At 62.3% G+C, this 26,402-nt stretch carries 24 protein-coding genes and 1 pseudogene; 5 read left to right on the top strand and 20 right to left on the bottom strand.

Annotated features, from left to right (window positions below):
• Nucleotides 1-72 precede the first annotated feature (72 nt).
• Together C0617_RS02075 and C0617_RS02080 are read right to left on the bottom strand one after the other, a co-directional pair.
• Nucleotides 73-693 (bottom strand): flavodoxin family protein, encoded by a 621-nt coding sequence (locus C0617_RS02075; RefSeq protein WP_291315359.1) that lies wholly within the window; start codon nucleotides 691-693, stop codon nucleotides 73-75.
• Nucleotides 694-1,053: 360 nt separating this feature from the next.
• Nucleotides 1,054-2,373, bottom strand: coding sequence for an anaerobic C4-dicarboxylate transporter (locus C0617_RS02080; protein WP_291315360.1), 1,320 nt, complete (start codon nucleotides 2,371-2,373; stop codon nucleotides 1,054-1,056).
• 469 nt (nucleotides 2,374-2,842) lie between these two features.
• On the opposite strand from C0617_RS02080, the gene C0617_RS02085 reads away from it, so the two are divergent.
• Nucleotides 2,843-3,442, top strand: a complete 600-nt coding sequence (locus tag C0617_RS02085) for a molecular chaperone TorD family protein (protein ID WP_291315361.1) — start codon at nucleotides 2,843-2,845, stop codon at nucleotides 3,440-3,442.
• 46 nt (nucleotides 3,443-3,488) lie between these two features.
• Nucleotides 3,489-4,040: a hypothetical protein gene (locus tag C0617_RS02090; RefSeq protein WP_291315362.1), complete on the top strand. Its 552-nt coding sequence runs from the start codon at nucleotides 3,489-3,491 to the stop codon at nucleotides 4,038-4,040.
• 81 nt (nucleotides 4,041-4,121) lie between these two features.
• Here the strand turns inward: C0617_RS02090 and C0617_RS02095 are convergent.
• The 8 genes and pseudogenes from C0617_RS02095 to C0617_RS02130 all read right to left on the bottom strand — a co-directional run.
• The coding region (locus C0617_RS02095) for a S1 RNA-binding domain-containing protein (protein ID WP_291315363.1) at nucleotides 4,122-4,670 on the bottom strand (549 nt) is incomplete at its 5' end.
• A 1-nt stretch (nucleotide 4,671) separates the two neighbouring features.
• Nucleotides 4,672-6,260, bottom strand: a pseudogene (locus C0617_RS02100) (Tex-like N-terminal domain-containing protein); the annotation flags it as partial.
• Between the two features lie 155 nt (nucleotides 6,261-6,415).
• Nucleotides 6,416-7,219 carry a hypothetical protein gene (locus tag C0617_RS02105; RefSeq protein ID WP_291315364.1) on the bottom strand — a complete coding sequence of 268 codons (804 nt, stop codon included), beginning with the start codon at nucleotides 7,217-7,219 and terminating at the stop codon, nucleotides 6,416-6,418.
• 272 nt (nucleotides 7,220-7,491) lie between these two features.
• Nucleotides 7,492-8,523: a zinc-dependent dehydrogenase gene (locus tag C0617_RS02110; RefSeq protein ID WP_291315365.1), complete on the bottom strand. Its 1,032-nt coding sequence runs from the start codon at nucleotides 8,521-8,523 to the stop codon at nucleotides 7,492-7,494.
• Nucleotides 8,524-8,734: 211 nt separating this feature from the next.
• Nucleotides 8,735-9,439: a phosphoribosylanthranilate isomerase gene (locus C0617_RS02115; RefSeq protein ID WP_291315366.1), complete on the bottom strand. Its 705-nt coding sequence runs from the start codon at nucleotides 9,437-9,439 to the stop codon at nucleotides 8,735-8,737.
• Nucleotides 9,417-10,649 (bottom strand): hypothetical protein, encoded by a 1,233-nt coding sequence (locus C0617_RS02120; RefSeq protein ID WP_291315367.1) that lies wholly within the window; start codon nucleotides 10,647-10,649, stop codon nucleotides 9,417-9,419. The genes C0617_RS02115 and C0617_RS02120 overlap by 23 nt, the downstream gene beginning before the upstream one ends.
• 293 nt (nucleotides 10,650-10,942) lie before the next feature.
• Nucleotides 10,943-11,986 (bottom strand): c-type cytochrome, encoded by a 1,044-nt coding sequence (locus C0617_RS02125; RefSeq protein WP_291315368.1) that lies wholly within the window; start codon nucleotides 11,984-11,986, stop codon nucleotides 10,943-10,945.
• A gap of 378 nt (nucleotides 11,987-12,364) precedes the next feature.
• Nucleotides 12,365-13,096: a Crp/Fnr family transcriptional regulator gene (locus tag C0617_RS02130; RefSeq protein ID WP_291315369.1), complete on the bottom strand. Its 732-nt coding sequence runs from the start codon at nucleotides 13,094-13,096 to the stop codon at nucleotides 12,365-12,367.
• Between the two features lie 650 nt (nucleotides 13,097-13,746).
• Between C0617_RS02130 and C0617_RS02135 the strand changes: the two genes are divergently transcribed.
• Nucleotides 13,747-15,168: a PLP-dependent aminotransferase family protein gene (locus C0617_RS02135; RefSeq protein ID WP_291315370.1), complete on the top strand. Its 1,422-nt coding sequence runs from the start codon at nucleotides 13,747-13,749 to the stop codon at nucleotides 15,166-15,168.
• A gap of 143 nt (nucleotides 15,169-15,311) precedes the next feature.
• On the opposite strand, the gene C0617_RS02140 is transcribed toward C0617_RS02135, so the two are convergent.
• The 3 genes from C0617_RS02140 to C0617_RS02150 form a co-directional block, all read right to left on the bottom strand.
• A complete protein-coding gene (locus C0617_RS02140) occupies nucleotides 15,312-16,085 on the bottom strand; it encodes a class I SAM-dependent methyltransferase (RefSeq protein ID WP_291315371.1) in 774 nt (257 codons plus the stop codon).
• Between the two features lie 298 nt (nucleotides 16,086-16,383).
• Nucleotides 16,384-16,974: a hypothetical protein gene (locus C0617_RS02145; RefSeq protein ID WP_291315372.1), complete on the bottom strand. Its 591-nt coding sequence runs from the start codon at nucleotides 16,972-16,974 to the stop codon at nucleotides 16,384-16,386.
• 493 nt (nucleotides 16,975-17,467) lie between these two features.
• A complete protein-coding gene (locus C0617_RS02150; RefSeq protein WP_291315373.1) occupies nucleotides 17,468-17,749 on the bottom strand; it encodes a helix-turn-helix transcriptional regulator in 282 nt (93 codons plus the stop codon).
• 305 nt (nucleotides 17,750-18,054) lie between these two features.
• Between C0617_RS02150 and C0617_RS02155 the strand changes: the two genes are divergently transcribed.
• Nucleotides 18,055-18,321 (top strand): DUF1778 domain-containing protein, encoded by a 267-nt coding sequence (locus tag C0617_RS02155; protein WP_291315374.1) that lies wholly within the window; start codon nucleotides 18,055-18,057, stop codon nucleotides 18,319-18,321.
• Nucleotides 18,321-18,827, top strand: a complete 507-nt coding sequence (locus tag C0617_RS02160) for a GNAT family N-acetyltransferase (protein WP_291315375.1) — start codon at nucleotides 18,321-18,323, stop codon at nucleotides 18,825-18,827. The genes C0617_RS02155 and C0617_RS02160 overlap by 1 nt, the downstream gene beginning before the upstream one ends.
• Nucleotides 18,828-19,082: 255 nt before the next feature.
• Here C0617_RS02160 and C0617_RS02165 read toward each other — a convergent pair whose 3' ends face one another.
• The 7 genes from C0617_RS02165 to C0617_RS02195 all read right to left on the bottom strand — a co-directional run bounded on the left by C0617_RS02165 (nucleotide 19,083) and on the right by C0617_RS02195 (nucleotide 25,752).
• On the bottom strand, nucleotides 19,083-19,364 hold the full coding sequence (locus tag C0617_RS02165) for a DUF3144 domain-containing protein (protein ID WP_291315376.1): 282 nt from the start codon (nucleotides 19,362-19,364) through the stop codon (nucleotides 19,083-19,085).
• 56 nt (nucleotides 19,365-19,420) lie between these two features.
• The gene (purB, locus tag C0617_RS02170; protein WP_291315377.1) at nucleotides 19,421-20,776 is read right to left on the bottom strand and encodes an adenylosuccinate lyase; all 1,356 of its coding nucleotides are present in this window, start codon (nucleotides 20,774-20,776) and stop codon (nucleotides 19,421-19,423) included.
• Between the two features lie 574 nt (nucleotides 20,777-21,350).
• Entirely contained in the window at nucleotides 21,351-22,508 is a 1,158-nt protein-coding gene (locus C0617_RS02175) for an FAD-dependent oxidoreductase (RefSeq protein WP_291315378.1), read from the bottom strand.
• 3 nt (nucleotides 22,509-22,511) lie between these two features.
• A complete protein-coding gene (locus C0617_RS02180) occupies nucleotides 22,512-23,207 on the bottom strand; it encodes an alpha/beta fold hydrolase (RefSeq protein ID WP_291315379.1) in 696 nt (231 codons plus the stop codon).
• 57 nt (nucleotides 23,208-23,264) lie between these two features.
• Nucleotides 23,265-23,804 (bottom strand): rubrerythrin, encoded by a 540-nt coding sequence (gene rbr, locus C0617_RS02185; protein WP_291315380.1) that lies wholly within the window; start codon nucleotides 23,802-23,804, stop codon nucleotides 23,265-23,267.
• Between the two features lie 52 nt (nucleotides 23,805-23,856).
• Nucleotides 23,857-24,360, bottom strand: a complete 504-nt coding sequence (locus C0617_RS02190; RefSeq protein ID WP_291315381.1) for a ferritin-like domain-containing protein — start codon at nucleotides 24,358-24,360, stop codon at nucleotides 23,857-23,859.
• Between the two features lie 177 nt (nucleotides 24,361-24,537).
• Nucleotides 24,538-25,752: an isoprenylcysteine carboxylmethyltransferase family protein gene (locus C0617_RS02195; RefSeq protein ID WP_291315382.1), complete on the bottom strand. Its 1,215-nt coding sequence runs from the start codon at nucleotides 25,750-25,752 to the stop codon at nucleotides 24,538-24,540.
• Nucleotides 25,753-26,402 lie beyond the last annotated feature (650 nt).

Genomic DNA, 26,402 nt, shown 5'->3' on the forward strand with positions numbered 1-26,402 from the left:
TAGGGGATTATGAGGTTGCGCCGGCGGGTGGCAGGAAAAGGGAAGCCTGCCCTCAGGCCCTCCTGAGAATTATTATCCCTCGCTGACCTGGCTTTCGACCTGGGGGAAGGAATCCATGTGCGGCTTTATGGCCTTGCCGAGCCACGCGATGTTCTGACCGAGGTTCTTCATGTTGGCCATACCTTCGGCGTCCTCGAGCACTTCCTCCTTATGCAGACCGAAGCCGAGGTTCCAGTAGGTAGAGCCGGGAACGATCATGCGGGAGATTTGAAACAGGTGGTTGATCGTATCGAAGGCCTGGATGCCGCCGCCGCGGCGTACGGCCACCACCGCCGCGCCGATCTTGCCCCCGAACAGGCCGTCGTTGGCCAGGGCGACGAAACCCGCGCGATCGATCAGGGCCTTGATTTCCGCGGTGACGTCCGTAAAGTAGGTCGGGGTGCCGATGATGATGGCGTCTGCCCGAACCATCTTTTCGAACACTTCGTTGAACTGGTCATTCTTCAGGACACATTTCAGGTCTCTGTTTTCCCAGCATTTCATGCAGGCCGTACAGCCGCGGACCTGCTTTCCGCCAAGCTGGCATTGTTCTGTTTCCCAGCCAGCCCCTTTCAGGGGTTCGAGTACCGTTTGCAGCATGTTGTCCGTGTTGCCGCCTTTACGCGGGCTACCGTTGATTGCGAGTGCGTACATATATTCTCCCCTGTGATGGTTTTATGAAAATGGCTCCCGCCCGCCGGAGGCTCATTCTTTTGTTCTTGCGTTGCCCCGGGGTGGGGGGGCGATGACTCTAATTTCCTTATACCAAAGTGCGGCCATCCTGTCACGGTGGGGCGGACAGTGGGGGTCAGGCATGCAAACACAGAATGGATGGGGGAAGTTCGAAAGTCTTGCTCTGCCCCTTTCAGTCAAGACCTATGCTTAAAGCTCTTCTTCGCCCCTTTTTTGGCTCCTTTGCGCCATTGCGTTAACGCCTTTGTTTGGTCGTAAAACGAAAAGGAAAAGCCCCCGGGGTCCCCGGGGGCTTTTTGCGTGCAGGTGGTCGGACGCTGGCTAAAGGAGGAACCGCGCCAACGGATAGCCGATGAGGCAGGCGGTGCCGACCCCGATGATGCCGGGGAGCATGAAGCTGTGGTTGAAGTAGTACTTGCCGATCCTGGTCGTCCCGGTGACGTCGAAGTTGCAGGTGGCGATGTCGGAGGGGTAGTTGGGGATGAAGAAGTAGCCGTAGCAGGAGGGCATGATGCCGATCACCAGCGCCGGGGAGAGGCCCATGCCGAGGGCGACCGGGAGCATCATGCGGCAGGTGGCCGCCTGGCTGTTGACCACGACGGAGACGATGAACATCGCCAGGGCGAAGCTCCAGGGATAGGCCTGCACCATGTCGGTGATGCCGGCCTTGAAGCTCGGCATGGCGAACTTGAAGTAGGTGTCGCTCATCCAGGCGATGCCGAAGATGGCGATGGCCGCGACCATGCCCGACTTGAAGACGACGCCTTCGGGGACTTTGGAGGTCTTGGTCTTGGTGACGAGGAGGATGAGGCCGCCGAAGGCGAGCATCATCATCTGGATGACGATCGACATCTTGATCGGCTTCTCGGCTCCGGCGATGGTGCGGATCTCGGGGACCATGGCGATGACGACGATGACCGCCAGGGCCGAGAGGAAGAGGAGGACCGCGTTGCGGGCCGAGGCGGGGAGCTTCTCGCCGAGGGTGGTGGCGGTGGTGTTCTTGATCTGCTCGGCGTAGACGGGGTCCTTCAAGCGGCGCTGGTACTCGGGGTCATCCTCGAGCTCGACCCCGCGGCGCAGGCTGTAGAGGGACATGGCGAGGGTGCCGAGGAGGGTGGCGGGGATGGTCACGCAGAGGATAGACAGCAGGGTGATGTTCGCCCCGGCGAGCTGGGAGAGGTAGTAGACGACCGCGGCCGAGATGGGGCTCGCGGTGATCGCCAGCTGGGAGGCGACAGAAGCCGCCGCCATGGGGCGCTCGGGGCGGATCTTGTTTTTCAGCGCCACGTCGCCGATGATCGGCATCACCGAGTAGACGGCGTGGCCGGTGCCGAGCATGAAGGTCATGGTGTAGGTGACGAGGGGGCCGATGATGGTAACCCACCGGGGGTTGGAGCGCAAGATGCGCTCGGCCACCTGCAGCATGTACTTGAGCCCCCCGGCGGCTTCGAGGATCGAGGCGCAGGTGACGACCGCCATGATGATCAGCATCACGGTGATGGGGGGGGAGGTCGGCGGCATCTGGAAGACGAAAACCTCGACGACCAGGCCGATCACCGAGACGACGCCGAGGCCGATGCCGCCGAAGCGGCTGCCGACGTAGAGCATCAGCAGTAGAAAGAAAAACTCCAGGTAAAGCATGGGCACACTCCTTCTGCGTTTTGGGTCGATCGAAAAATCGGGCCCGAGACGCCCCGCGTTTTTCCGATCGACCCCGTTTCTGGCAAGACGAAAAGCCTTCGCCCCAACCGACCCGCTGTCTGACCTCTCACTGGTCTGACCTGTATGGACCAAGCATATCCGTCTGCCTCATGAGGAGTAAAGATTGGGGATTTAAAGAGTTTTTTTTCCTTTCTGGGTATTCTGGCCATTCTGTTCACGGGGTCTGCGGCCCGATTGGACCGGCAGAACACGACAAAAAAAGGGCGGGCTGCTTTTCAAAAAGCAGCCCGCCCCACCCACGCTCGATATCTGTCGGCCGACCCCGGGTCTCCGGGAACACCATCCCCCCAGGGTCGGAGCCTCCTCTGTCGATTTTAACCGCCGTTCGTGATAGACTGCCTGCCCGTCGCCATCATTCAATCACCCCCTCGACACAGGACCGACCATCATGCTCGACGCCTTCGAACGTAAAATGCTCTACGCCTTTCTCGCGGCCCTCTTCCATCGCCCCGACGAGCAGACCGTCGCCGCCGCCGGGGGGGTGGAGGAGAAGACCTTCGAAACCCTTTTCCCCGGCCTCTCCATCCCCCCCGAAGCCTCCCTGGAGGAGCTGCTGGCCGCTTACGACGCCCTCTTCGTCGCCGGAGGGGACGAGGCCGCCGCGCCGCCCTACGGCTCGGTCTACCTGGAGAAGAAGCCCCGGGGCGCCGGAAACTCCACCAAACTCGTCGGCGCCCTCTACGCCAGCGCCGGGCTGAACCCGGAGCACGCGGAGGAGCCGGCCGACTACCTCCCCGCCGAACTGGAGTTCCTCTTCTACCTCTGCGAGGGGGAGTCCCAAAGCCTGGAGAAGGACCACAAGACGAAGCCCGAGCGGTGGATGGCCAGCCAGGCCGACTTTTTCCACAATTTCTTCGCCCCCTGGGCCGGCCCCTTCTGCGACCGGGTCGCCGTCGCCGAAAAGGCCCACCCCTTCTACCGCTGGGCCGCCGACCTGCTGAAGCGCTTCGTCGAGCTGGAAAAGACCCGCCTCAAGGCCGTGAGGTGAGAGGGCAGCTCTCCGGATAACGAAACACTCACTCTAGGAAGACCTCATGGATCGAGCCAGATTGTTATCGGCACTTGCCTGCGTGGCCCTCGCCGTCCTCTTGGCCGGGCCGGTTCAGGCGAAAGAGGCCGTTTCGAACGAAGCGCTCTCCGCCGAAATCGCCAGGTTGTCCGAAGCGGTGGAACGACTCAACCTGCTGCTCGCCGAACGAACCGGGGAAAAAGAGGAAGAAGCGGCATTGCTCAAACTCGACATCGCCGTATCCTACCTGAATTTCCGCTACCGCAGCATTGAGATCAAGGAAATGGAGGTCCGGGAGAAAAGGGACCTGAGGGGAAGGATCGCCGATACCATCGACAGCATCGATAAGCAGCGGGAAGAAAGGGCGCGCCAGGCCGAGGAGCAGTTTCAGAGCCTGCCGGCACAAACGACCAAAGAGCAGGAGGAGTTCATTGAAATTCGGCGGAAACAGCTCGCGGAACGCCTCACAAAACTGGACGGCGAAATCATCGTCCTCGAAAACGAGATCATCGACCTGAAGGGGCAGCTTCAAAGCACCGAGGCGTTCGTCCGGAAAAACCTGAACTTCATTCCCTAGCGGCAGTCCCCCTGCCCCTTTTCTCACGCCCGGCCTCTCCGTTCTCTCGAAACATCAGCAGCAGGACACCACTCCCCTCCCTCATTTTTCCCCGGCGGCGCCCTTGATGGAGAGCCCGATCCGCTTGCGGGGGATGTCCACCGCCAGGACCTTGACCCGGACGATCTCCCCGACCTTGACCACCTCGCCGGGGTCCTTGACATAGCGGTTGGCGAGCTGGCTGATGTGGACCAGACCGTCCTGATGCACCCCGATATCGACAAAGGCGCCGAAGGCGGCCACGTTGGTAACCGTCCCCTGCAAAACCATCCCCTCCTTCAGGTCGGCCATCTCCCGCACGTCGTCGCGAAAGGCCGCCGCCCGGAACGTCTCGCGGGGGTCGCGGCCCGGCTTTTTCAGCTCGGCGACGATGTCCCGCAGGGTCGGCAGGCCGACGGACCCGCTCACGTAGCGCTTCAGGTCGATGCGCCCGGCCAGGGCCGGGTCGCCGGCGAGCTCCGCCACCGGAACGCCGAGATCGGCCGCCATGGCCCCCACCAGCTTGTAGTTCTCGGGGTGGACGGCGGTGTTGTCGAGGGGGTTCTCCCCGCCGGGGATGCGCAGGAAGCCGGCCGCCTGCTCGAAGGCCTTNCTGGAGAAGGGGCCGTGCTCGTCGCGATAACGGACGATGCCCCGGGCCAGCGCCTCGCCGATGCCGGAGACGTGGGCCAGGAGCGCCCAGGAGGCGGTGTTGAGATTGACCCCGACGTAGTTGACGCACGACTCCACGACCGCCTCGAGGGCCTTCTTCAGGGCGCCCTGGCTGACGTCGTGCTGGTACTGGCCGACGCCGATGCTCTTGGGGTCGATCTTCACCAGCTCGGCGAGAGGGTCCTGCAGGCGGCGGGCGATGGAGATGGCGCCGCGCACGGTGAGGTCGAGATCGGGGAACTCCTCGCGGGCGATCTCCGAGGCCGAGTAGACGCTCGCCCCGGCCTCGTTGACCATCACCGTGGCGACCTGCAGGCCGGCCTCGGCGAGGGTGTCCCGTACGAAGCGATCGACCTCGCGGCCGGCGGTGCCGTTGCCGACGGCGATCATCTCGGCCCGGTGGTCGGCGGCCAGGCGCAGCAGGTCCCGCTTCGCCCCGGGGATGCGCGCCGCTCCGGTGTGGGGATAGATGGTGGCGTGATCGAGGAAGCGGCCGGTGGCGTCGAGGGCCGCCATCTTGGAGCCGGTGCGCAGCCCGGGGTCGATCCCCAGGACCCTGCGGCTCCCGGCCGGCGGCTGCAGGAGCAGGTTGCGCAGGTTCTCGGCGAAGACCTTGATGGCCGTCGCGTCGGCGGCCGACTTGGCCTCGAGGCGCAGCTCCACCTCGATGGACGAGGCGATAAGACGCTTGTAGGCGTCCTCGGCCACACCTTCGAGAAGGGGGCGGAAGACGCTCTGCCACTTGACCAGGCGGGCCTGAAGGCGCTGCACGATCGCCTCGGCCGGCGCCTCGACCGAGAGCCGCAGCACCTCCTCCTTCTCCCCCCGGCGCATGGCCAGCATGCGGTGGGAGGGGGCGCTTTTGAGCGGCTCGCGGTAGTCGTAGTACATCTCGAACTTGGAGACGCTCCCCGCCTTGTCCGGGGCGACCCGGGAGACCAGGACTCCCTCCCCCCGGGTGCGGCGGCGCACCTCGGCCCGGGCGTCGGCGTCCTCGCTGAGGCGCTCGGCCAGGATGTAGCCCGCCCCCTCGAGGGCGGCGGCCGCGTCGGGGACCTCCTTCCCGGGATCGACATAGGGGGCGGCGGCCGCCTCGGGGGTGCCGGAGGTCATTCGCTGGGCGGCGACCAGGTCGGCCAGGGGCTCCAGGCCCCGCTCCCGGGCAATCGTCGCCTTGGTGCGGCGCCTCGGCTTGTAGGGAAGGTAGAGATCCTCCAGCACCGTCTTCTGCCGGCAGGTCTCGATGCGCCCCCGGAGCTCGGGGGTCAGCTTGCCCTGCTCCTCGACGGACTTGAGGATGGTGGCCTTGCGCTCCTCCAGCTCGCCGAAGTAGGCGAGGCGATCCTCCACGGCGCGCACCTGCACCTCGTCCAGCTCGCCGGTGCGCTCCTTGCGGTAGCGGGCGATGAAGGGAACCGTCGCCCCCTCCCGGAGAAGGGCCACGGTGTTCTCCACCGGCAGGGCCCCCAGGCCCGTTTCTGCGGCGATGGAGGAGAGGATGCGGGAGATCTGAACGGCGGTCAGGGCCATGGGGTTTCACCTCGGTCGTTGGGGTTTGGAGGAACGCATTCTAGCATGGGGAGCGGCGCGGGAAAAGGACCCCGGGGGCCGAACGCAAACAGGCTGCCCCGCTTTTGGGGGACAGCCTGTTTGCTTGTTCCGATGATGTTTCCTGGCGGGAGGTCCTAGCCGTTGATCCTCGCCTCCAGCAGGTCCGCCGCCTCTTTCACGTTCAGGCCCCCGTGGATCAGGCCGTGGACCGCGGCGAGCAGCGCCGCCGGGTGGGGGCTCTGCCAGACGTTGCGCCCCATGACGATCCCCCTGGCGCCGTCCTGCAGGGCCCCGTGGATCATCTTCAGGGTGTCGAGGTCGGTCTCGCACTTGGGCCCGCCGGCGATCATCACCGGCACCGGGCAGCCGGCCACGACCTTGTCGAAGCCCGTCTCGGTGTAGTAGGTCTTGATGATGTCGGCGCCGTGCTCGGCCCCGACCCGGGCGCCGAGGGCGATGAACTTCGGGTCCTTCTTCTTCTCCTCGTTGGTCTTGCCCAGCCCCATGACCCCGAGCAGCGGCACGTTGTAGCGGTGGCAGGCGGTCGCCATGGTCGCCGTGTCGACGAGGGTCTGGTGCTCGAAGTCCGAGCCGATGAAGGCCGAGACGGCCACGGCGTCGGCGCCGAGGGAGAGGGCTTCCTCCACCGAGGAGGTGATCCCCTCGTGGGTCAGGTCGGGCCCGGCGATGGTCGCCGCGCCGCTGGCCCGCATGATGATGCCGGGGGAGGCGTCCGTCTCGAAGGAGTGGGTGTACATCCCCTTGGTGATGAGCCAGGCGTCGACGGTGCCGGTGGCGTCGAGCTCCGTGACGGTCTTCTTCAGGTCGTTGATGCCGCTCATCGGCCCCAGGGCCATGCCGTGGTCGACGGCGATCACCAGGCTGCGCCCGGTCTCCTTCTTGATGATGCGCCGAAGGCGCCATTCCATGCCGTTCATTTTATGTCCTTTCTTGATGCAGAAGTCGAGATTTCAGGAATTCAAGAAGCCAAGAATCATAAGACTGGTTTACCGCCCGTTCGCTTTTCTCACTCAAGACGCAAAGGGCGCAAAGCAAACCTGATTTCATTCGTCATTCCCGCGATGGCGGAAATCCCCTGGGAGATAAAATCATGAAAATGGATCCCCATTGAGGCCTCGGGGATGACGATTTCGAACTGGCATTGATGCTCCTCTTTGCGTTCTTTGCGGCTTTGCGGTGAACACTGCCTTTAAAACAAGACGATCCCGCGGATCATCTCCTGGTTCTTGGCCCGCTCCACCGCGTCGAGCATGCTGTCAAGGGTGAAGCGGTCGGAGATCAGGTCCTCCACCTCGATCTCGCCCGAGGCGATCATCTCGACGGTCTTGCGGAAGTCGTCGGGGGTGGCGGCGAAGGATCCGGTGAGGACGATCTCCTCGTAGTGCAGCCAGCGGGGGTCGACGGTGATCGGCTGACCGGCCGGGGGGCCGCCGAAGATGTTGAAGGTGCCGCCCTTGCGCACCAGCTTCAGGCTCTCCTCGATGACCGCGGGGATGCCGAGAGAGGTGATGACGACCTCGGCCCCGGCGCCGCCGGTCGCCTTGTCGAGCTCTGCCTTGAGATCGGCCTGGCCCGAGTTGATGCACAGGTCGGCGCCCATCTGCCTGGCCACCTCGAGCCTCCGGTCGAGGAGGTCGGCGACGATCACCCGGGCCCCGGCCCACTTGCTGAACTTGAGGTGGATCAGGCCCATGGGGCCCGCCCCGACGATCAGCACCGTGTCGCCGGCCTGCACCCGGTTGGCGCGCAGGGCGGCCAGCCCGCAGGAGAGGGGCTCGGCCATGACCGCTTTCTCGAAAGAGAGGCTGTCGGGGATCTTCACGACCCCGCCTGCGTTGACGATCTCCTTCGGCAGTCGGACGTACTCGGCGAAGCCCCCCTCGATGCCGTGGCCGAGGCCGAACTCCTTGTCGCAGAGGTTGTGGCGGCCCTTCTTGCAGTAATCGCACTCGCCGCAGACGGCGATGGGGTAGACCGCGACCCGCTCGCCGGGAGCGTAGCCGCTGACCCCTGCGCCGAGTTCGAAGACCTCGCCAACGGCCTCGTGGCCGAGGATGGTCGGCAGGTCTTTCGGCAGGCCCTGGCCGAGCAGCGTCTTGATGTCGGTGGCGCAGATCCCCGAGGCCTTGACCTTGACGATCATCTCGCCGGGACCGGCAGTCGGGGTGGGGTACTCCTCGACGCGGATATCGCCTTTGCCGTGAACCACAGCAGCTTTCATTTCTATTCCCTTCCTGGTAATGCCGGTTTCGACAATTTTAATTGAAATAACGAATTACAGAAACACCGGGGAAACCTCAAACCGGTCTCACGCCCGTTCGCTTCGCTCTCTCAAGTCGCAAAGACGCAAAAAAAACGTACTGATTCGGTTTGTTGCAGGCCCCTCTTTGCGCCTTTGCGGCTTTGCGTGAGACAAGGGGTAAGACGTGCTCTTACTCGGTCCTGCCGTTACCCGCTCCCCGCACCGCCTCCATCAGGGCGCGCACCTTCGCCGGGTCGCGTTTTCCCGGCGCGGCCTCCACCCCAGAACAGAGGTCGAGGCCGTCGGGCCGGACGGCCTCGATGGCGGCGGCGGCGTTCTCCGGGCCGATCCCGCCGGCGAGCAGGACCGGGACCGTGCCGCGGATCTCGTCGAGGACGGTGCGGATCACCCCCCAGTCGGCGGTGATTCCCGTGCCGCCGAACTTCTTTGTGCCGCCGACGACCGCGGCGGTGTCGAAAAGGAGCAGGTCGGCCCCGGCGGCGAGGTAGTCCCGCACCGCCTTGCGGACAGGCTCCAACTCCACCGCGGCCCCGGCCGGCGGGAGGTGCAGCGACTGCCACAGCTGGATTTCGGGAAACTCGGCCTTGAGGCGCAGCAGCAGGGCCGGGTCCTCCTGGCTGAGGAACTGGATGGCATGGGGGCGCAGGGTTTCCGCGAGCTGCATCAACCGCGACTCGGGCATTTCGAAAACGAGGGTCACTGCGGGCAGAGGCGGGTCCGCGAAGAGCGGACCCGCCTCCTCAATAGTCAGGGAGCGGGGGGAGAAGTCGGTCTCCACCACCACCCCGAACCAGTCGGCCCCCGCCCGGGCGGCCATGTCCGCATCAAGCCGACTGGTGGTACCGCAGAGCTTAACCTTGCAGCCAGCCGTCATGCTGGAAAATCCTCTCCACGCCGTTCTCGGTGATGCGCCCGCCGACGTTGTCCACGGCGGTCTCGATGATGCGGCTCTCGGGAACCCCCTGGGCGCGCAGGTACTTGAGAATCCGCTCGTAGGTGTCGTCGTTCTGGGTCAGGGCGAAGATGGTCGGGCCGACGGAGCTCATCCCCGCGACCTCGGCGCCGATCTCCCGGAAGGTGCTGATGTAGTTGTAGATAGGGGCGCCGTTGACGCCGTGCTGCTCGCACTCGGCCCGCTTGGAGCCGAGAAAGGCCAGGTCGAACATGGCGTCGCCGATCCCCTTGAGGTCGCCCTTGATCATCGCCGGCAGCATGTCGTAGAGGACGAGCTGGGCCTTGACCCCGGACTGCATCGAGTCGAGATAGCGGGCGCGGCGCAGCAGCAGTTCGACCTCCGACTCCGCGGCGGTCTCCTTGCCGGTGAACTCGTCCTCAAGGCTCGGCACGTCGGGGATAAAGACGATGCACTTGGTGTCGGGCAGGGGCACCCGGTAGACCATCTCAAGATCGTCGGTCCCGAGGATCCAGCCGCCGTTGACCCCGGCCATGGCGCCGATGCCGGTCTCGAAGGCGGGCATCAGGTAGCCGTTGTCCCGGGGGCTCTCCTCGCAGGAGTGGTAGCCGGCGATGCGGCGCAGCTCGCGGCCGTTGAAGGGGCGGCCGAGGACCTCGTTGATGCCGATGCAGGCGGCGACCATCGATCCGATCGACGAGCCCATCCCGACGTGGCGCCTTTTGTGGTCCTGCAGCTCGATCTCGAGGCCGCCGGGGTAGCCGAGGAGCTCCTTGAAGACGTGGCAGAAGTGCTCCATGATCAGGGTCCGCTCGCCGTTGACGACGATCTCGCCGTCCTTGCGGGAGCGCACCTTGGCGTGGAAGTAGACCTGGATGCCGATGCCGATGCCGCCGCCGCCGGCGCGGTTGAGGTTGAAGCGGTTCATGTCGAGTACCGTCGGGTGCAGGCGGGCCGGCACGGTGACCTCCACCTCCCGCTCCACCACCTCGGTGACGGTGCGCGGCTCGACGCCGAAGCTCTCGAGGGGGCGGATGAAATCCTTCTGCCCCGGCTCGAACTCGTTGAGGACGGTTGTGATGCGGTCGAAGGGGCCGCCGATGATGCCGATCTCGAGGGCCATCTTCTCAGGTTTCGCAGCTTCTTTTCTCTGGGTGTTCTCCTGTGCCATGGTCTTCATTTCTCCCGGTTCGCTTTGCATCAATAACCACTACGGGGCGCCCGGCCCGCATGAGTGCGTCTCAGGGGGCCGCAGGGCTCCCCGGGCTCCTGTTCGGTGGAATCAGCTGTCCATTTTACCGGGTGGGTGGCAAGCGGACATGCGTACAAGGCGGGGAATGCGACGACCATGTTACCCGTGTCGTATACGGGTGTCAATCGAGTTTAACGGTGGTTAATTTGTGTTTAGTGAAAAGAAAAATCCCCCGGCCAGCTCTGTCCGGGGGATTTTTTGGGGGGATCCTGCTAGGGATTGATCAGCTCCTGCTGGCGCTGGATCTGCCAGTCCTCGATCGGCTTCCAGGGCCCGAAGCGGCGCTGGTCGTCGGCGAAGGGGTCGTCGGCCGCTTTCGGCCCGATGACCCAGGTGATGTTCTTGTAGTAGACGTTCGGGATCCCTTCCGGGCCGATGTGGCTGTAGTAGGTGTCGCCAACCGGATTGTGCAAACGCGACTTGCTGGTGAAGTAGGCCGCCACGTCGAGGGCGTCCTGGGCCGAGAAGGACCACTCGTCGCCGAGGGGCATGTTGGCACGGATGAAGCGCGCGATGCCGGGGACCGACAGTCCACCCAGGGCGGTCTGGGGGATGGAGGAGTTGCCCCACAGCGGCGGGATGTTGTCGGCCGGCTCTCCCCGGCCGCGACGGCCGTGGCAGGTGCGGCACTCGTCGTCGTAGAGCTCGGCGCCGCGGTTCCTGTCGGCGCTCATGTTCTTCCAGTTCGAGAAGCCGTCCATGGTGCGCGAGACCCCCGGCATCTGGGTGTAGTCCGACTGCATCGCCGGATCGGTGACCAGGGAGCCGACCCACTCGACGTAGGCGGTCAGGTAGTCGACCACCTCGTGCTCGCGGGGCACCCAGACGCCGCCGTCGCAGTTGGCCAGACAGCGGATGATGCGGTGGCGCAGGTCGGTGTACTCGTTGTTGGCCCGCCAGTACTTGGGCGCGGCCCACTTGCGGCTCGACTGGTAGACGGGGTCTGCAAAGGGAACCAGTCCGCCGCCGACGTGGCAGTTGTTGCAGTCGACCCGGGAGTTGGGGATGATCGGCTCCCCCGCGTAGGTGTAATCACCGTTGGGACCAAGAGTCTCCCGGGTGTTCATCCAGATGTTGTACCCCTCGAGGACGTCCGCCGGAGCGGCGCCGCTGATGCCGGCCTGGTAGGCGCTGTAGTCGAACCAGCCGGCGAGCTCGCCGGGGCGGACCTCGATCTCCTTGTATCCTGCACTGGCCGGAATCGCGAAACCGAGACAAAGGACTGTCATAATGAGCAGTTTTACCGTCTTTTTCATTTCCTACCTCCGATGTCGTTGACGAAAATTTTCAGGGTCCCTTCTTTTTGCTCTCTACCCGGCCACCGACCTCCTTTCCTTGCCGGCTTTTCATCTGGTCACAAGTTCGACCCTGTTTCCTCACCATGAACTGCGATAGCCTGCCCCCGAAAAATCTCCGGCGAGCCGGAGGCCACCCGGGTCATCGACCGAGGGTTCGTGCCTGTCGCCCGTGGCTCATGGAAAAACAGGAAACATTCGGAGGCACCACCCCGGAGAAGGGGGTGGCCATTTCAAGAGGGGTGAAGATGCTGATGGGCATGGGACGCCTCCGTGGAGCTGTGAAAATCACTTGTCACGGAGGCTAGCAGGTAGGATGAATATAGTAGGTGACCCTGATCACAAAACCGATGTTTTTTCCTCGAAATCGGTTTCTTCGCAGCGATTCTGAAGCCCTTCCGGGTTCTTGATGATCACCTGCCGCCGCCTCAGGTCGACCAGGCCCTCCCGGGCTAACTGGTGCAACAGGCGGCTGACCACTTCGCGAGCGGTCCCGAGGTGGGTCGCGATTTGATCGTGGCTCATGGTGACCGGGTAGAACAGGTCAGGGCTGCCTCCGGCCTGCTGCAGGAGAAAACCGGCAAGGCGTTCGTCCATTTTGCGGGAAGCCACGTCCTGGACCAGAAGCATCAAATGGAGCAGGCGGTGGGAAAAGAGTCCGACCACGAACTGTCGCAGCCCGTTTTCCTGGTGGAACATCCGCTGGAAAGTGGCGGCGGGCACGGCTATGGCGTCGGTCGTTTCGTCAACGCTCGCCTGGGCGGGGTAGCGAGTTTCGCCCAACATGCAGGTCGTGCCGAGGAGGCAGGATTCGCCCGGATGGACCATGTAGAGGGTTATGCCCCTGCCGTTCTGGAAATTCTTGTTAACCCGGATGCCGCCGCGCTCGACCAGCAGAAGGGCCTGGCAGGCTCCCCCTTCTTCGAGCAATTGCGTGCCGGCGGGGAAATGCATGGGGCTGGCCGCCTGCAGCAACTCCTCGCGTCCCTGGGGGGAGAGTTCCGCGAAAAAGGGAAAGGCATCGAGTTTCTCCGCCAGGCTGGCGGTGGAAAGGGCAGGTTTGAAGCGCATAGAGAGATCCTCCCTGAGATGAGGGAAAGGGTCCGTCGATCCAGCAGAGCCGAACGACCGGGCACTTGTCCCAGTGTTTTTGTCATGTTTCAAATTACACGATCTCTACTTTTTCGGTCAACTTTTTTTCGGCCGAAAAATGACCCTCTCAGATCCTGGGCGGACAGGTCCCGGCCACGGGCGACGGTGCTTTTCCAGGGGAAGGCTCAAAAAAGACGAGGCCCGCTTGAGAAAGCGGGCCTCGGGCGGGTTGTCAGGGTCCCCTTTTTCCTTCTCCTGCAGTCTTCTTGGATGTCCCCCGAATCCCTTGCGAATTCGAGTCCGCCCCCCCTTCAGAGGGGGGAAAGATCGAGTTCCAGCGGGGACGGGACCTCCCCCCCCTGCCGCCGTCCCCCTCCGGATGGAAGAGGATCCCCGCCGCCAGGGCAATCAGGGCCGCCAGCAGGAGGGCCTTCCGCCAGCCCTTCCATGTCGTCGACCTCCGGGGTCCGCTCTCCCTTTCCGTCTCTCTTCCCATTCCGTCCCTCCTCTGCCTATTTTCCCGGTCGTGATCCCTTCGGGTGAGTTTGCAGTAGAGCAGGAAAACTGTCTGTGGTACAGATACAGCCAGGGGAATTTTGTACCGTAACAGTTTGGAGGAGACAATGGAGATGGAGGAAAGGCATCGCTACAAGGAGGTCGGGCGGCACATCACGGCCCTCATCGATTCGGCGGCCCTCCTGCCCGGGGAGCGCCTGCCGTCGCTGCGGGCGCTGAGCCGCCAGTTGCGGGTGAGCATCGCCACCGTGACCCAGGCCTACCTGGAGCTGGAGAAGACGGGGATCGTCGAGGCCCGGCCCCGCTCGGGCTACTACGTGCGCCAGGCACTGCGCCGCCTCCCCCGTCCGGAGAGCGTCCCCCGCCCCCAGCTCGAGCCGATCGCCGGCAACCGCAGCCGCCTCATCCAGACCGTCCTCGGCGCGGTGGGGAGCAGCGACCTCCTCCCCCTCGGCGTGACCGGCGCCGCGCCGGAGCTGCTGCCGGGGAAGCTCCTCGCCAAGCTGATGGCGGCGGAGTGCCGCGGGGCGCCCGAGGCTGCCATCGGCTACGAGCAGATCGCCGGGCACATCGAGCTGCGGCGGCAGATCGCCCTCTACCTCCTCGGCTCCGGCATCGCCGCCCGGCCCGAGGAGATCATCGTCACCACCGGGGCGATGGAGGCGCTCTACATCGCCATCCGCGCCCTGACCCGCCCCGGGGACACGGTGCTCATCCAGTCGCCGACCTACTACTGCTTCCTGCAGCTCCTGGAGAGCTGCGGCCTGAGGGCGGTGGAGATCCCCTCCCACCCCCGCACCGGCGTCCACCCCGACGACCTGCGCCAGGCCCTGAAGCGCTTCGACATCCGCGCCTGCCTCCTCGCCCCCAACTTCAACAACCCCGACGGCAGCCTCACCTGCGAGGAGGCCCGGGCGGAGATCATGGCCATTCTCGAAGAGGAGGAAGTTCCCCTCATCGAGGACGACGTCTACGGCGACGTCCACTTCGGCCCCCGGCGCCCCGGCACCCTCAAGGCCCGCGACCGCCGGGGCCTGGTCCTCTACTGCAACTCCTTCTCCAAGACCATCGCCCCCGGCTTCCGCGTCGGCTACCTCCTGCCCGGGCGCTTTTTCCCAAAGGCGCTGGAGATCAAGTCGACCACCAACGTCACCAGCGCCACCCCCACCCAGCGGGCGCTGGCCGCCTATCTTCGCCAGGGGCACTTCGAGCGCCACCTGCGGCGGCTGCGCCAGACGATGGAGGCCCAGATGCGCACCCTCCAGCTCCACCTCGGCTGCCACTTCCCCGCCGGCACGCGGGTGACCCAGCCCGAAGGGGGAGGCGCCCTGTGGGTCGAGCTGCCGCCGGGGGTCGACGGCGTCGAGTACTTCTATCGCGCCCGTGCCGAGGGGATCGGGGTGGTGCCGGGGAGCGTCTTCTCGACCCAGGACCGTTTCGGCAACTACGTGCGCCTTAGCTGCAACGGCCTGTGGAACGAAGACCTTGCCCGGGGGGTGGAAACGCTGGGGAGGATTGCGGCGGAGATGGCTTGATGGGGGGGGAACCTATTCGAACTCAGAAAACAAGAGGCAAGGCAAGATGTGACCCCTCGCCTGCTATGGAGTCCTCGCCGTATTCGGAAAGCAAGGAACCATCCTGGCCGGATTAGGCCCACGTAGAGAAACCAGTAAGCCATCTACAGTTTTTTTCCGATGTAGAAGGCATACCCATAGAATTCTTTGTACTTTTCATACAACCGTTGCTCGTGCCTCTGGTTTTCGATAAATCCTCTGGCACCAGCATCTCCGGGATGTTTTGCCAAGAAAGCCCTTTGAGCCTCAGCTTGTGGGGCATAGAAGTTGTCTGTCCAACATGTTTCGGGCAGAGAAAAGCACGCTACGGGCATGTATCCCGCTGACTGCAGTTGTGCCATTTTCGCCGGGATCGTGTCGATTCCAGGGTAGGCATCCCTCCAGACTTCTTCTATCTCAGCCGGACGGCTCTCCGTGAACCATGACGCCTCCGAAACCGCGACGTATCCACCTTGCCTGAGATACCGTCGCCATTCGTTAAGCCCTTTTTCGAACCCGATATTATAAATCGCGCCTTCAGACCACATCAGATCCATCTCCCCCTCCTCGAAGGGAAGGTTATCCATAGACCCGACACGCCCTACCACCTTCTCCTGCAGACCCGCTTTCTTGGCGTTTGCGTTAAACAGATCGATAAATATTGGGAACAGGTCAATCCCGATGATTTTCCCGGGGGCCCGCCGCGCCAGGACAATGGTTTGTCCGCCCGTGCCACAGCCGATATCGGCGATACGGGAATTCTCGTTCAGCCCCTCGATGAAATCCAGGGCCCTGTTTGTGACCTCTGGACTACCCGGCCCCTGTCGATCCAGGCCTGCGAAATATTCACAGATCAATTCAAGGTCAAAATCGTGTATCGATTGAATGTCTGACATCATGTTTCCTGTTTCTATTGGACAGCGAAGGGGACGTTGATTGGCGTTTCGGGCTAGCCTGCAAGTCAACAACATCCCCTATGGGGTCCAAGGCAAAAAGTGGCGAGGCAAGATGTGACCCCTCGCCGCTCTTCTATAAGTGTTTGGAGCAGAATTCGTCTGCAACCAGAAGAGAATCCCGAGCCAGAAACCGGATGGCCCTGGGTTGATCAGTCGCTTTTCAAAGAGCGGGAAACTTCATTCTTCGTTCGCGGGATTTTTTTGTCCTTGACGAACGGGGGCCTGATAAGTGTTATGCATTTTAGTCATGGCTCCATATTGCTAATTTTCCATCAGTTGCGACTACGTCCCATCCATCCCTTCTTGCCCTAGCTAAATTGTCACACCTTGGAGCATTCTTGCCGCCCGAATATCTCATTTTAATAAATCCATATGGGAGTTTTTTTTCAATATACATTTGACTATGATTTTCATAGGTACAAAACTCATTATTGTATGTATTGGTTTTAGTTGTGTTGCTATATGAATCTGTTGACGTGTCTTCTTTAATTGCCCCAGTCAAACTTGGATGTTGAGAGAAGAAAATAGTATTTCTAAACTTTTTATATGTGCTCATCATTGAATGATCACCGGCTCTGAACTTTGACTCTGTTTCTATAAAGCTCACTTTATTGTTTTTAACTTTCACTTTGACAGAGAATCCTTCTACATAGGCGTCGTATTCATTGTTTGATGTCCTTGCGAAAACCGGTGGCATCTCAGACACATTTAGTCCTATTGTTACTGAAGCAAATACGTCCTCTAATGTCTTTATTTCGACCTTTTTATCAAAAACGTCGCACCCAGTAAGAAAGTACAACAAGATAATTATGGGAAATACCATTTTTTTCATGTGAAAGCTCCTAGTATGAAATGACAATGACTTCGAATCGTTAGCATGTATATTCTAATTTGTTTTGCATAACAGTTGAGCATACAGAGTTTCTATATCTAGAAACTGTTTCTAGATATAGGTTTCTAGCTTCTACATGTAGAAACCAGGTTTCCAGATACATAAGCTAGAAACCTGACTTTCTCCGGCAACCGGGGGAAGGAAATGGGCTTTGGGGGCGCCCTGCCATTAGAGCCACCATAAACTACAACATTCCCACTCCATTCCCAAACAATAAAAAAGGCAGCCGACCCGACCGGGCCGACTGCCTTCCTTGATTCCGCTCAGGGGGAAACTCCCCTCCCCTACCCAAGCAGATCGACAATTTCGGGCGCCAACCCTACCTAACTGCCGGGGAAACCTGGGACGCTCACCAGTTTTCAAACCCCCTGCTCAAGCAAGTGGCAATTTCGAGACGATTACATGTTTCCTAATTTCAAGAGTAGAGCGCCAATCACTCCCTCACCAACCTGATCTCAACCCGTCTCCGCACCGCAGACGCATACCGCTTCAGCGTACGCAGGCTCGGCAACGGATGACCTGATTCGATCCGGGCCACGACCGATTGCGTCGTTCCCATGCAGCGGGCGACCTGCTCCTGGGTGAGGTGCGCCTTGGTTCGGGCCTCGATCAGTTGCGCGGCAAAGGAGAACTCCTCTTCGAGAGCGTCATACTCCCGCCTGAATCCCTCGTCCTGCAGAAGCTCTTTTTTCACTTCCCCGATTTTTCTGCCCATGGCTACAACTCCTTCAACCTCTCCAGCGCGGGAGAACCATCCCCACCCTCACATTAGCGACTTACAAGCTACACGATCTTTCCTCCAATCCAAAACAAAAAAAGGCAGCCAACCCGACCGGGCCGACTGCCTTCCTTGTTCCGCTCAAGGCCCCCCTACTCCAGAAGAGCGACGATCCCGGGGGCCATCCCGACGTAGCTGCCGGGGGGCATCGCCAGCAGGCGCCAGAATGGCGCCTTTTTTGTTGCCAATTTGGCACCGCTGCGCTAAAGTCTTTATAAACAGCCAAGCACAGGGAGGTAATTATGGCTGCAAAAACCGAGAGAATTTCAGCGCGAGTCAATGAAAATGTCTATGAAACATTGACAAGGGCGGCTGGCATTGTTGGTGCGACGGTCAATCAATTCCTGGTGCAATCAGCCCTAGAAAAGGCTCAGACTGTCATTGAGGAAGAAAATGTAATTCGCCTTAGCGGCGAATCTGCCAAGAGATTTTTTGATGCCATCGAAAATCCACCAGAGCCCAACCAGAAATTGATAGCTGCAATGAAAGCCCATAAGGAGCTGACCTAGTGCCTCAAATTGAAGTGCTGGCCCGTTTTCATGACCGAAAAAGTTTTGATTGCGGGGAGTCTGCGCTAAATGATTACCTCAAGGAAACGGCCAGACAGCATGTAGAAAAAGGCATTTCGAAAACCTTCGTCCTGATCGATCCGAACATGCCGAAGGAAATTCTTGGCTATTACACCCTGGCCTCTTGCGAAGTTGTGACCAGCAATTTGCCGGCAGATATTGCCAAAAAATATCCGACGCGAGTGCCGGCCGCCAAACTCGCCCGCTTGACGGTCCTGAGAGGGCAGCAGCGCAAGGGTTTTGGCGGTGTCATGATGGCCGACGCTATGAAGCGCATCCTCGCGATTGCCGACAATATCGGAGTTGTCGGTTTTTTTGTGGATGCTAAAAATCAGCCGGCCAAAGAGTATTATGAGCAATACGGGTTCATCCCCCTTCCCAACAACCCGCTAGAGTTATTCCTCCCCCTCGCAACCCTTAGAAAGGCTGTTGAGGCGGCAGGGTAGGAGGGTTCAATGAAAAATCGAAAAGCTTCTATGTCGCACTGACAAAGGGGACATTCGCCATGAACCGCTGCCGGGGTCTTTCATAATTTGACATTGCCCCTCCCAGCGCCTGCCCTAACGTCCATCCATCCAAACAAAAAAAGGCAGCCAACCCAACCGGGCCGACCGCCTTTTGTTTACCAGTAATCACCGCCACCTTATTATCAGGGGACTCCTTTACCCTTGACGGCAGGCGGCATGACGCGTGTCATCTGTTCATTTAATTTGATTTCGCTTGTGTTCGATGTGCTGATCTAAATTTTTAGACAACATATCTTTGTACTGTTCGGTAAACCAAGCCAATGCCTTCTCTTTGTCTTCAACTAGGTTTTTAGATTTATGGGATGCTTCGTGTGCGCTGAATCGTGCGGCTGCGTACCGAAAAGCAGCACTGACAAGCCCCAGACTTTCACCGTTCTCTTGAACCAACCGGTTCGCTACAGCGATAAACTGATCTGCCATATCAAACAGTTCGACATCTTTGATTTCATCACTCATCCACTTACCCTTTCTTACACATAGCCCGGTTCCGTTCAAAGGGAGACTCCCCTCCCCTACCCCAGCAGATCGACAATTTCGGGCGCCAACCCGACATAACTGCCGGGCGTCAAGGCCAGCAACCGCTCTTTGTCCTCGGGGGCCAGCTCCAGCCCCTCGACGAAGTCGCGTATCGTCTCACGGTCGATCTTCTGGCCGCGGGTCAGCTCCTTGAGCTTCTCGTAGGGCTTCTCGATCCCGGCCTTGCGCATCACCGTCTGGATCGGCTCGGCGAGCACCTCCCAGGCCCCGTCGAGATCCTCGGCGAGCTTGTCCTCGTTGAGCTTGAGCTTGCCCAGCCCCTTGAGGGTTGAGCGGTAGGCGATCATGCTGTAGCCGAAACCGACCCCGACGTTGCGGATCACCGTCGAGTCGGTCAGGTCGCGCTGCAGGCGGGAGATGGGGAGCTTGGCGGCGAGGTGGCCGAAGACGGCGTTGGCCAGGCCCAGGTTCCCCTCGGAGTTCTCGAAGTCGATGGGGTTGACCTTGTGGGGCATGGTCGAGCTTCCGACCTCGCCGGCGACCGTCTTCTGGCCGAAGTAGGCCATGGAGATGTAGGTCCAGACGTCGCGGTCGAGGTCGACCAGGATGGTGTTCCAGCGGGCCAGGGCGTCGAAAAGCTCGGCCATGTAGTCGTGGGGTTCGATCTGGGTGGTGAAGAGGGTCTGGACAAGGCCCAGTTCGTCCTCGATGACCCTCTTGCTCAGGGCGACCCAGTCCACATCGGGGTAGGCCGACAGGTGGGCGTTGAAGTTGCCGACCGCCCCGTTGAGCTTGCCGAGGATCTCCACGGCGGCGATTCCCGCCCCCTGTTTCTGCAGCCGGGCGACGAAGACCGCCAGCTCCTTGCCGATGGTCGTCGGCGAGGCGGTCTGGCCGTGGGTGCGGGCGAGCATCGGCACCGACCTGAAGTCGGCGGCGAGCTTCTTGACGACGTCGACGATTTGCTCCTGCAGGGGCTGCAGGGCGGCGAGGCCGTCCTTGAGCATCAGGGCGTGAGAGAGGTTGTTGATGTCCTCGGAGGTGCAGGCGAAGTGGAGGAACTCGGAAAGCTCTTCCAGCGACGTGCCGGCGATTTTCTCCTTGAGGTAGTACTCCACGGCCTTGACGTCGTGGTTGGTGACCTTTTCGATCGCCTTGACCTTCTCCGCCTCTTCGGGGGTGAAGTCCGCCACGATGGCGCGCAGCCGCCCCTCCTCGTCTGCGCCGAGGGCGCGACACTCGGGGATGCCCTGCTCGGCGCAGAGGGCGATGAGCCAGAGGACCTCGACCTTGACCCGGTTTTTCACCAGGGCGTATTCGGAAAAGCATTCGGTCAGTTCCCCGACCTTGTCGGCGTAGCGCCCGTCGATGGGGCTGATTGCTGTAATCATGGTCTTTTCTCCCGGAAAAAATTGAACAGGCAATATAGCCCACCCGGCCCCGCCCCTGCAAGCCCTTGCCGCGGGAAACGCGCCGAAAAGGGGAGGTGCAAAATGGTCGGGAGGGACCCTGGCCCCAAAAATGTCTCTCAAGCCGGCTATTTTCCAGCCATGGAACCGACCCGACAGCGCGAAGCCCCTGGCACCTCTCCGTGACGGCCATTTCACCCAACCATTTCGGCACCTTACAAAGGCAGCTGCAAAGCCAGGCCAGGTTGGCACGCTCCCTGCTGTATTTAAGACCAACAACCACAAGAAACACATCTTTGACAGAAATCGGCCCTGGAGGCTCCTGTCGCAGGGAGAAGAGAGGGCAAGGCGAGGGAAGCAGGACAGAGCAGTCGATAGAGACGAGAGAGAACAGCTCAAGAATGTTATGGACCGGGCGACCGCAAGTCGCCCGATTTTTTTTGCTCATCCGGGGATTCCGGGTGAGACACTTGAACACCCCCGTGACGCCGCCGGAGCGCAGCCCTCCCCCCCCCGAAGGGGGTTCCCGAAAAATCCTGGTGGGCCATTCTTTCCCTCACAGAGAGGGCCAGAGCCGGTAGGTGTCGAGCCCGGCCAGCCAGGCCTCGTACTGGAGTTCCAGGGCCTCCTTGACGGCGTAGGCCGGCAGCCCCCGAAGGACGTTGGCCTTGAGCCCCAGCCAGCCGACGCCGTCGCAGGAGCCGAGGCTGACGAAGTAGCCCAGCTCCCGGTAGGCGTATTCCCGAAGGGGGCGGCCGTCGGTCATCCGGGCGATGTTCTCGGCGACCTGCCTCCCCTTGCGCAGGGCGGCCTGGGCGGTCTGCGCGTTCAGGCCCCGTCCCTGGAAAACAGAGCAATCCCCCGCGGCGAAGACGTCGGGAAGGGCCTCCCCCCCACAGAGGGCCTGGCCGAATGCGTTGGCCTGCATCAGCAGGGGATGGGGCGCCACCCCGGGAAAGAGGAGGGTGAGCTGGGACGGAAGGGCGTACTTGCGCCCCGAGGGGACCTCTTCGAGGCGGACCGTCTCGCCGGACTGCCCCCGGTAGCCGGTCTCGGGCAGGTACTCGATGCCGCAGCCGGCCATCTTCTTCTCGACATGACGGTGGAAGGCCTCGGGCATCCCCGCCAGCAGCCGCCCGTGCATGTCCACCAGGCGCAGTTGGCCCTCGGCCCGGCGCCGGCGCAGCGCCTCCCGCAACTCGAAGAGGAACTGGATGCCCGTCGCCCCCCCGCCGACGACGGTGACGTGCCGCTCCCCCGGGGAGGTTCGCTCCAGGAATTCCTCCAGAACGGCCTTCCCGCCCCGCCTTCTAAAATCCTCCTGGCCGCAGACGTTGCGCCCCGAGGGCAGCTTGCGGGGCCGGGCGCCGGTGGCGATGACCAGGGCGTCGAAGCGCAGCTCGCCGCCGGGCACGGGAATCGCCCCGGCCTCCTGCCACTGTTTCAGGCTCTCCCCGTCGATGGCGAGGGCCTTGCGGTGGTGCCTGAAACCGTACTTGCGGCCGAGGCGGGCGAAGGGGGCGGTGTAGCGGGAGAGGGGGGACTGCAGGGTCTTGTGCAGGCAGGTCAGCTTGCAGTGGTCCGGCCCGGGGTCGAGAAGGTGGAGTTCCGCATCCCGAAGGAGCCCGTGCAGGGTGATGAGGCAGGCGAGGCCGGCGTACCCCCCGCCGGCGACGACCACGACCGGGCCCTTGCCGATAGTCGGGGAGGCCATGGCTCAACCCCCTTTCCGGGCGCTGGGGCGACCGTTCCCCCGGGACGGCCGGGGCAGGACCTCCCGCAGAAACCGGTTGACCGCCTCGGGGTGGGTGACCACCAGGCCGTGGCCGGCGCCGGGGACCAGCAGGCAGTTCTCCACCCCGGGCGGGGCCATGGCCCGGTCCTCGGCGCCGTGGACCGCCAAGACCGGGCAGGGGACGTCCGTTGCGGGAAAGTACTCCAGGGCCAGGCGCCCTCCCCGAACGATGAGCTCGACTGGGGTGTCGCGCAGCATGGCCCGGGCCTGCTCGTACAGGGGAGGACGGTCGGGGCCGAAAAGCCGGTTCAGGGTGTGCTCCCCCTCCAGCGCCGGACGCAGCAGGGGACCGGGCAGGTGAAGGGAGATTTTCCCCACGCGGCGCGCCGCCGGCACGACCGCCTCGGAGGAAAGGGCGCCGCCGATAAGGACCAGGCCAGCCGCCCGGCCCTGCCGGGCGATGGCCGAGGCCACCATGCCCCCGAAAGAGCAGCCGCCGACCCAGTCGCGGGAATCGATGCCGCACGCCTCCGCGACCTGCTCGGCATAGGCATCCATCCCCTGCCCCTTCCCCGGAACGGGCAGGCGGGGGGTTTCGACCCGGGCGGGCAACTCCCCCAGCAGGGAGAACATCCTCTCGTCCGCGCCGAGGGCGGGAAACAGAAACAGCCGGATCATGGGAGGCCTCCCGGGAACCGCCCCGTGCAGGGGCGGTTCCCGGCCTGTGGGCGCGGGTCAGAAATTCTCAGCCAACACCTCGAAGTAGCCCTGGGGGTGGTTGCACACCGGGCAGATCCCCGGAGCCTCCGTCCCCTCGTGGATGTGGCCGCAGTTGCGGCAGATCCACTTCTCCGCAGCGCTCTTCTTGAAGACCGTGCCCTCCTCCACCGCCTTCAGCAGGAGCTTGTAGCGCTCCTGGTGGCCCTTCTCGATGGCGGCGATCCCCTCGAACATCACGGCGATCTTCTCGAAACCCTCCTCGCGGGCCTCCGCCGCCATGCGCGGGTACATCTCGGTCCACTCGGCGTTCTCTCCGGAGGCGGCGGCCTTCAGGTTCTCGACCGTGCCGGCGATCCCGAGCAGGGCCTTCAGGTGAAGCTTGGCGTGCTCCTTCTCGTTGTCGGCCGTCTCCTGGAAGATCGCGGAGATCTGCTCATAGCCCTCCTTCTTGGCGACGGAGGCGTAGTAGGTGTACTTGTTGCGCGCCTGGGACTCGCCGGCAAAGGCCTCCCACAGGTTTTTTTCGGTCTTGGTTCCCTTCTGGGGGTTTTCCATTCTCTCCTCCTTGGCAATGGGTCATTGTCGCGGGCCTTCTCCCCCGGCATCGTCAGCCGCGGGCCGCCCGCACCATCAGTTGAAAATCCTCCAGCAGAGACTGAAGGTCCTCCTCGTGCTCCACCTCCTGCTCCAGGATCTGCAGCACGATGTTGTAGGTCACCGGGTCCTTGTCCCGGGTGATCTCCATGAGCCTGTTGTAGACGCCGATGGCGCACTGCTCGGCCTTGATGTTCTGCTCCAGCAGAACCTTGACGAAGGGGTCGTCGGGGGCGTCGTAGCCGCAGTTGGTCAGCTTGTGCCAGTCCCCGGGGTTGGTGACGGGCATCCCGCCGAGCTGGATGATGCGCTCGGTCAGCAGCAGGGCGTGCTGGAGCTCTTCGGCGGCGTGCTGCTCCATCTCGGCGATCACCGCCTCCTTCATCGGCCCCTTGGCGATCTTGGCCCCCACCCAGTACTGGTAGTGGGCCAGCCACTCGTCCGCGTAGGCCTTGCGCAGAAGCTGCAGCAGCTCCCCGACGTCCATGCCGATGATTTCCCTTCCTTTGCTTCCCATCTCCGCCGCCTCCCTTCGCCCGTTGAGGTCCATCGCCGCAGACCGAAGTCTCCGAGCTTGCGCTCAGGCGGGAAAAACCGCCTTCAAAACTATAATGGCTTTTCTCCCGCTGTAAATTCGGCCGCCGCGGAAAACGCGAGGAAGAAAGGCCCCAGGGCCGAAGGGATCCCGATGAGATCAGAAGGTCGGCATGGGCAATTGGCCCCAGACGTTGCTCCCCGAAACCCTGAAGACGCTCAGCACCTCACGGGTCTCCGAATCGATATCGACAACCAGGGCGGGCGTCTTTTTAACGCCGATATCGAAGACCTGTTCCGAAAGAACCGCCTCGCCGTCCAGGTTCCGGCTGTGGACGAAAACGATCCGGTCCACGTCGTAGACCCGGCGGGTCGTCCCGATGGTCTGGAAGAACTTGTAGCCGAGGCGGAAGAACTTCACCAGGCCCCCGCTGTGGGGGTTTTTCTGCAGTTCGCGCAGGGCGGGGTACCTCTTCAGCTGGTGCTCGGAAAAACGGGGTCCTTCCTTGAGAATCAGCCCGGTGAGAAAAAAATCACCCGGCATGAGATAGGCCAGGTTGAGCTGGTCCTGGCCCAGGTATTCCTGCACCTCCGGCGAGGCCAGTGCGCCGGCATAAAGCCCTTGGAGTTCGGCGGCCGGCCGGGGGTAGACCGAAACCAGGGTCATGGAGTCCACCGCCGCCCTGGGCAGGCGCTCGATGGTGTGGGCGCGGATGCCGAGGGCCGCCCCTACCGAGAGGACCATGACCAGGAGGTAGGTGGCCAGCAGGCCCAGCCAGCGGGGCCGGATGAATCCGAACAGAACGCGGTAGACCGCCCCCCCCGGCTCCCCGGGAAGGAACATCCAGCTGCGGGCCATGTACTCCTCGTAGCTGCCGCCCTGCTCCCGCCTCATGCGCCACTCCTCGTTGCGGGCCAGCAGGTAGTAGACGAAGAGCATGGTGACGAAAAAGATCAGCACGATGAACCGCGGCCAGTACAGAAGCAGGCCGAAGCCGGAGATCGCCAGGAAGAGATACTGGGGATGGCGGACCCGTGCGTAGAAACCGAAGGAGACCACCCCCTTTCCGGTCAGGCGGCCGTAGTAGAGGGGCGCCGCGGCAAGGAAGAAAAGAACCATTCCGACCACGAACAAGGTCTGCAGATAGGACAGTCCGTTCAGCAGGGGATCTTCGACGAAGACCATGTGGGGCATAAAGAACTCGACGGTCCAGGCAGTGAGGCGGTGGGAGGAGAGAAATTCGAGGATCGGCCCGTACACCCCGTAGAAGTAGAGGGCGAAGGGGGTGATCATGAACAGCACCTCCAGCCCGATGAGGAAATAGGCCAGGCCCGTTCCGAGCAGCAGCCACTTCTCACTCTTCTGATCCGCCATGGGGTATGCTCCCGGGATGGAATGGGTTAGCGAAACGGCGAAGGTGCCCGCTCCATGTATTCATTTTACCCGGGACGGGACTTTTTTCATTGGAAGGCGGGGGAAAAACGGGAAAAACGGCCTCACGCCCGTTCGCTACGCTCTCTCAAGCCGCAAAGCCGCAAAGGACTTCCTGAAACCTGCCTCACGCCCGTTCGCTTCGCTCACTCATGGCCGCAAAGGTCGCTAAGGAACACCTCAAGGAAAAATCTTCTGTTCTGGTTAAAGGCCATATGCTGTCTCCCCTTTCGCCGCCGCCGGAGCGGAGCGGATGAATTCGGGAAAACGCGGACGACTGTCCGAAGCCGAAGGCGAGTTCTCGTCCGCGCCGAATTCATCTGCGCAGCGGAGGGAACCCGCCGTCGCCTGTGGCGAGGGCGGGCAAGGCGTCGGGGGCGCCCTGGGGTCCAGGGGGTCGGGCGGGCAATCCCCTGGTCGCCGGCGGGGGCGAGTCCCCGCGACTCGGGGTCGAATTCTCTGCGGAGATGCCCCTCCGGAAAACCGAAAACCGGCCTCACGCCCGCTCGCTTTCGCTCATATATGGTCTCCCCCCGCTTTGCAAGGGCTTGTGAACTGAATGACAGGGACAGGATTGCTGCCGTATATCCGGC

The sequence above is a fragment of the Desulfuromonas sp. genome (genome assembly GCF_002868845.1).
In the GTDB taxonomy this organism is placed as follows: domain Bacteria; phylum Desulfobacterota; class Desulfuromonadia; order Desulfuromonadales; family BM501; genus BM501.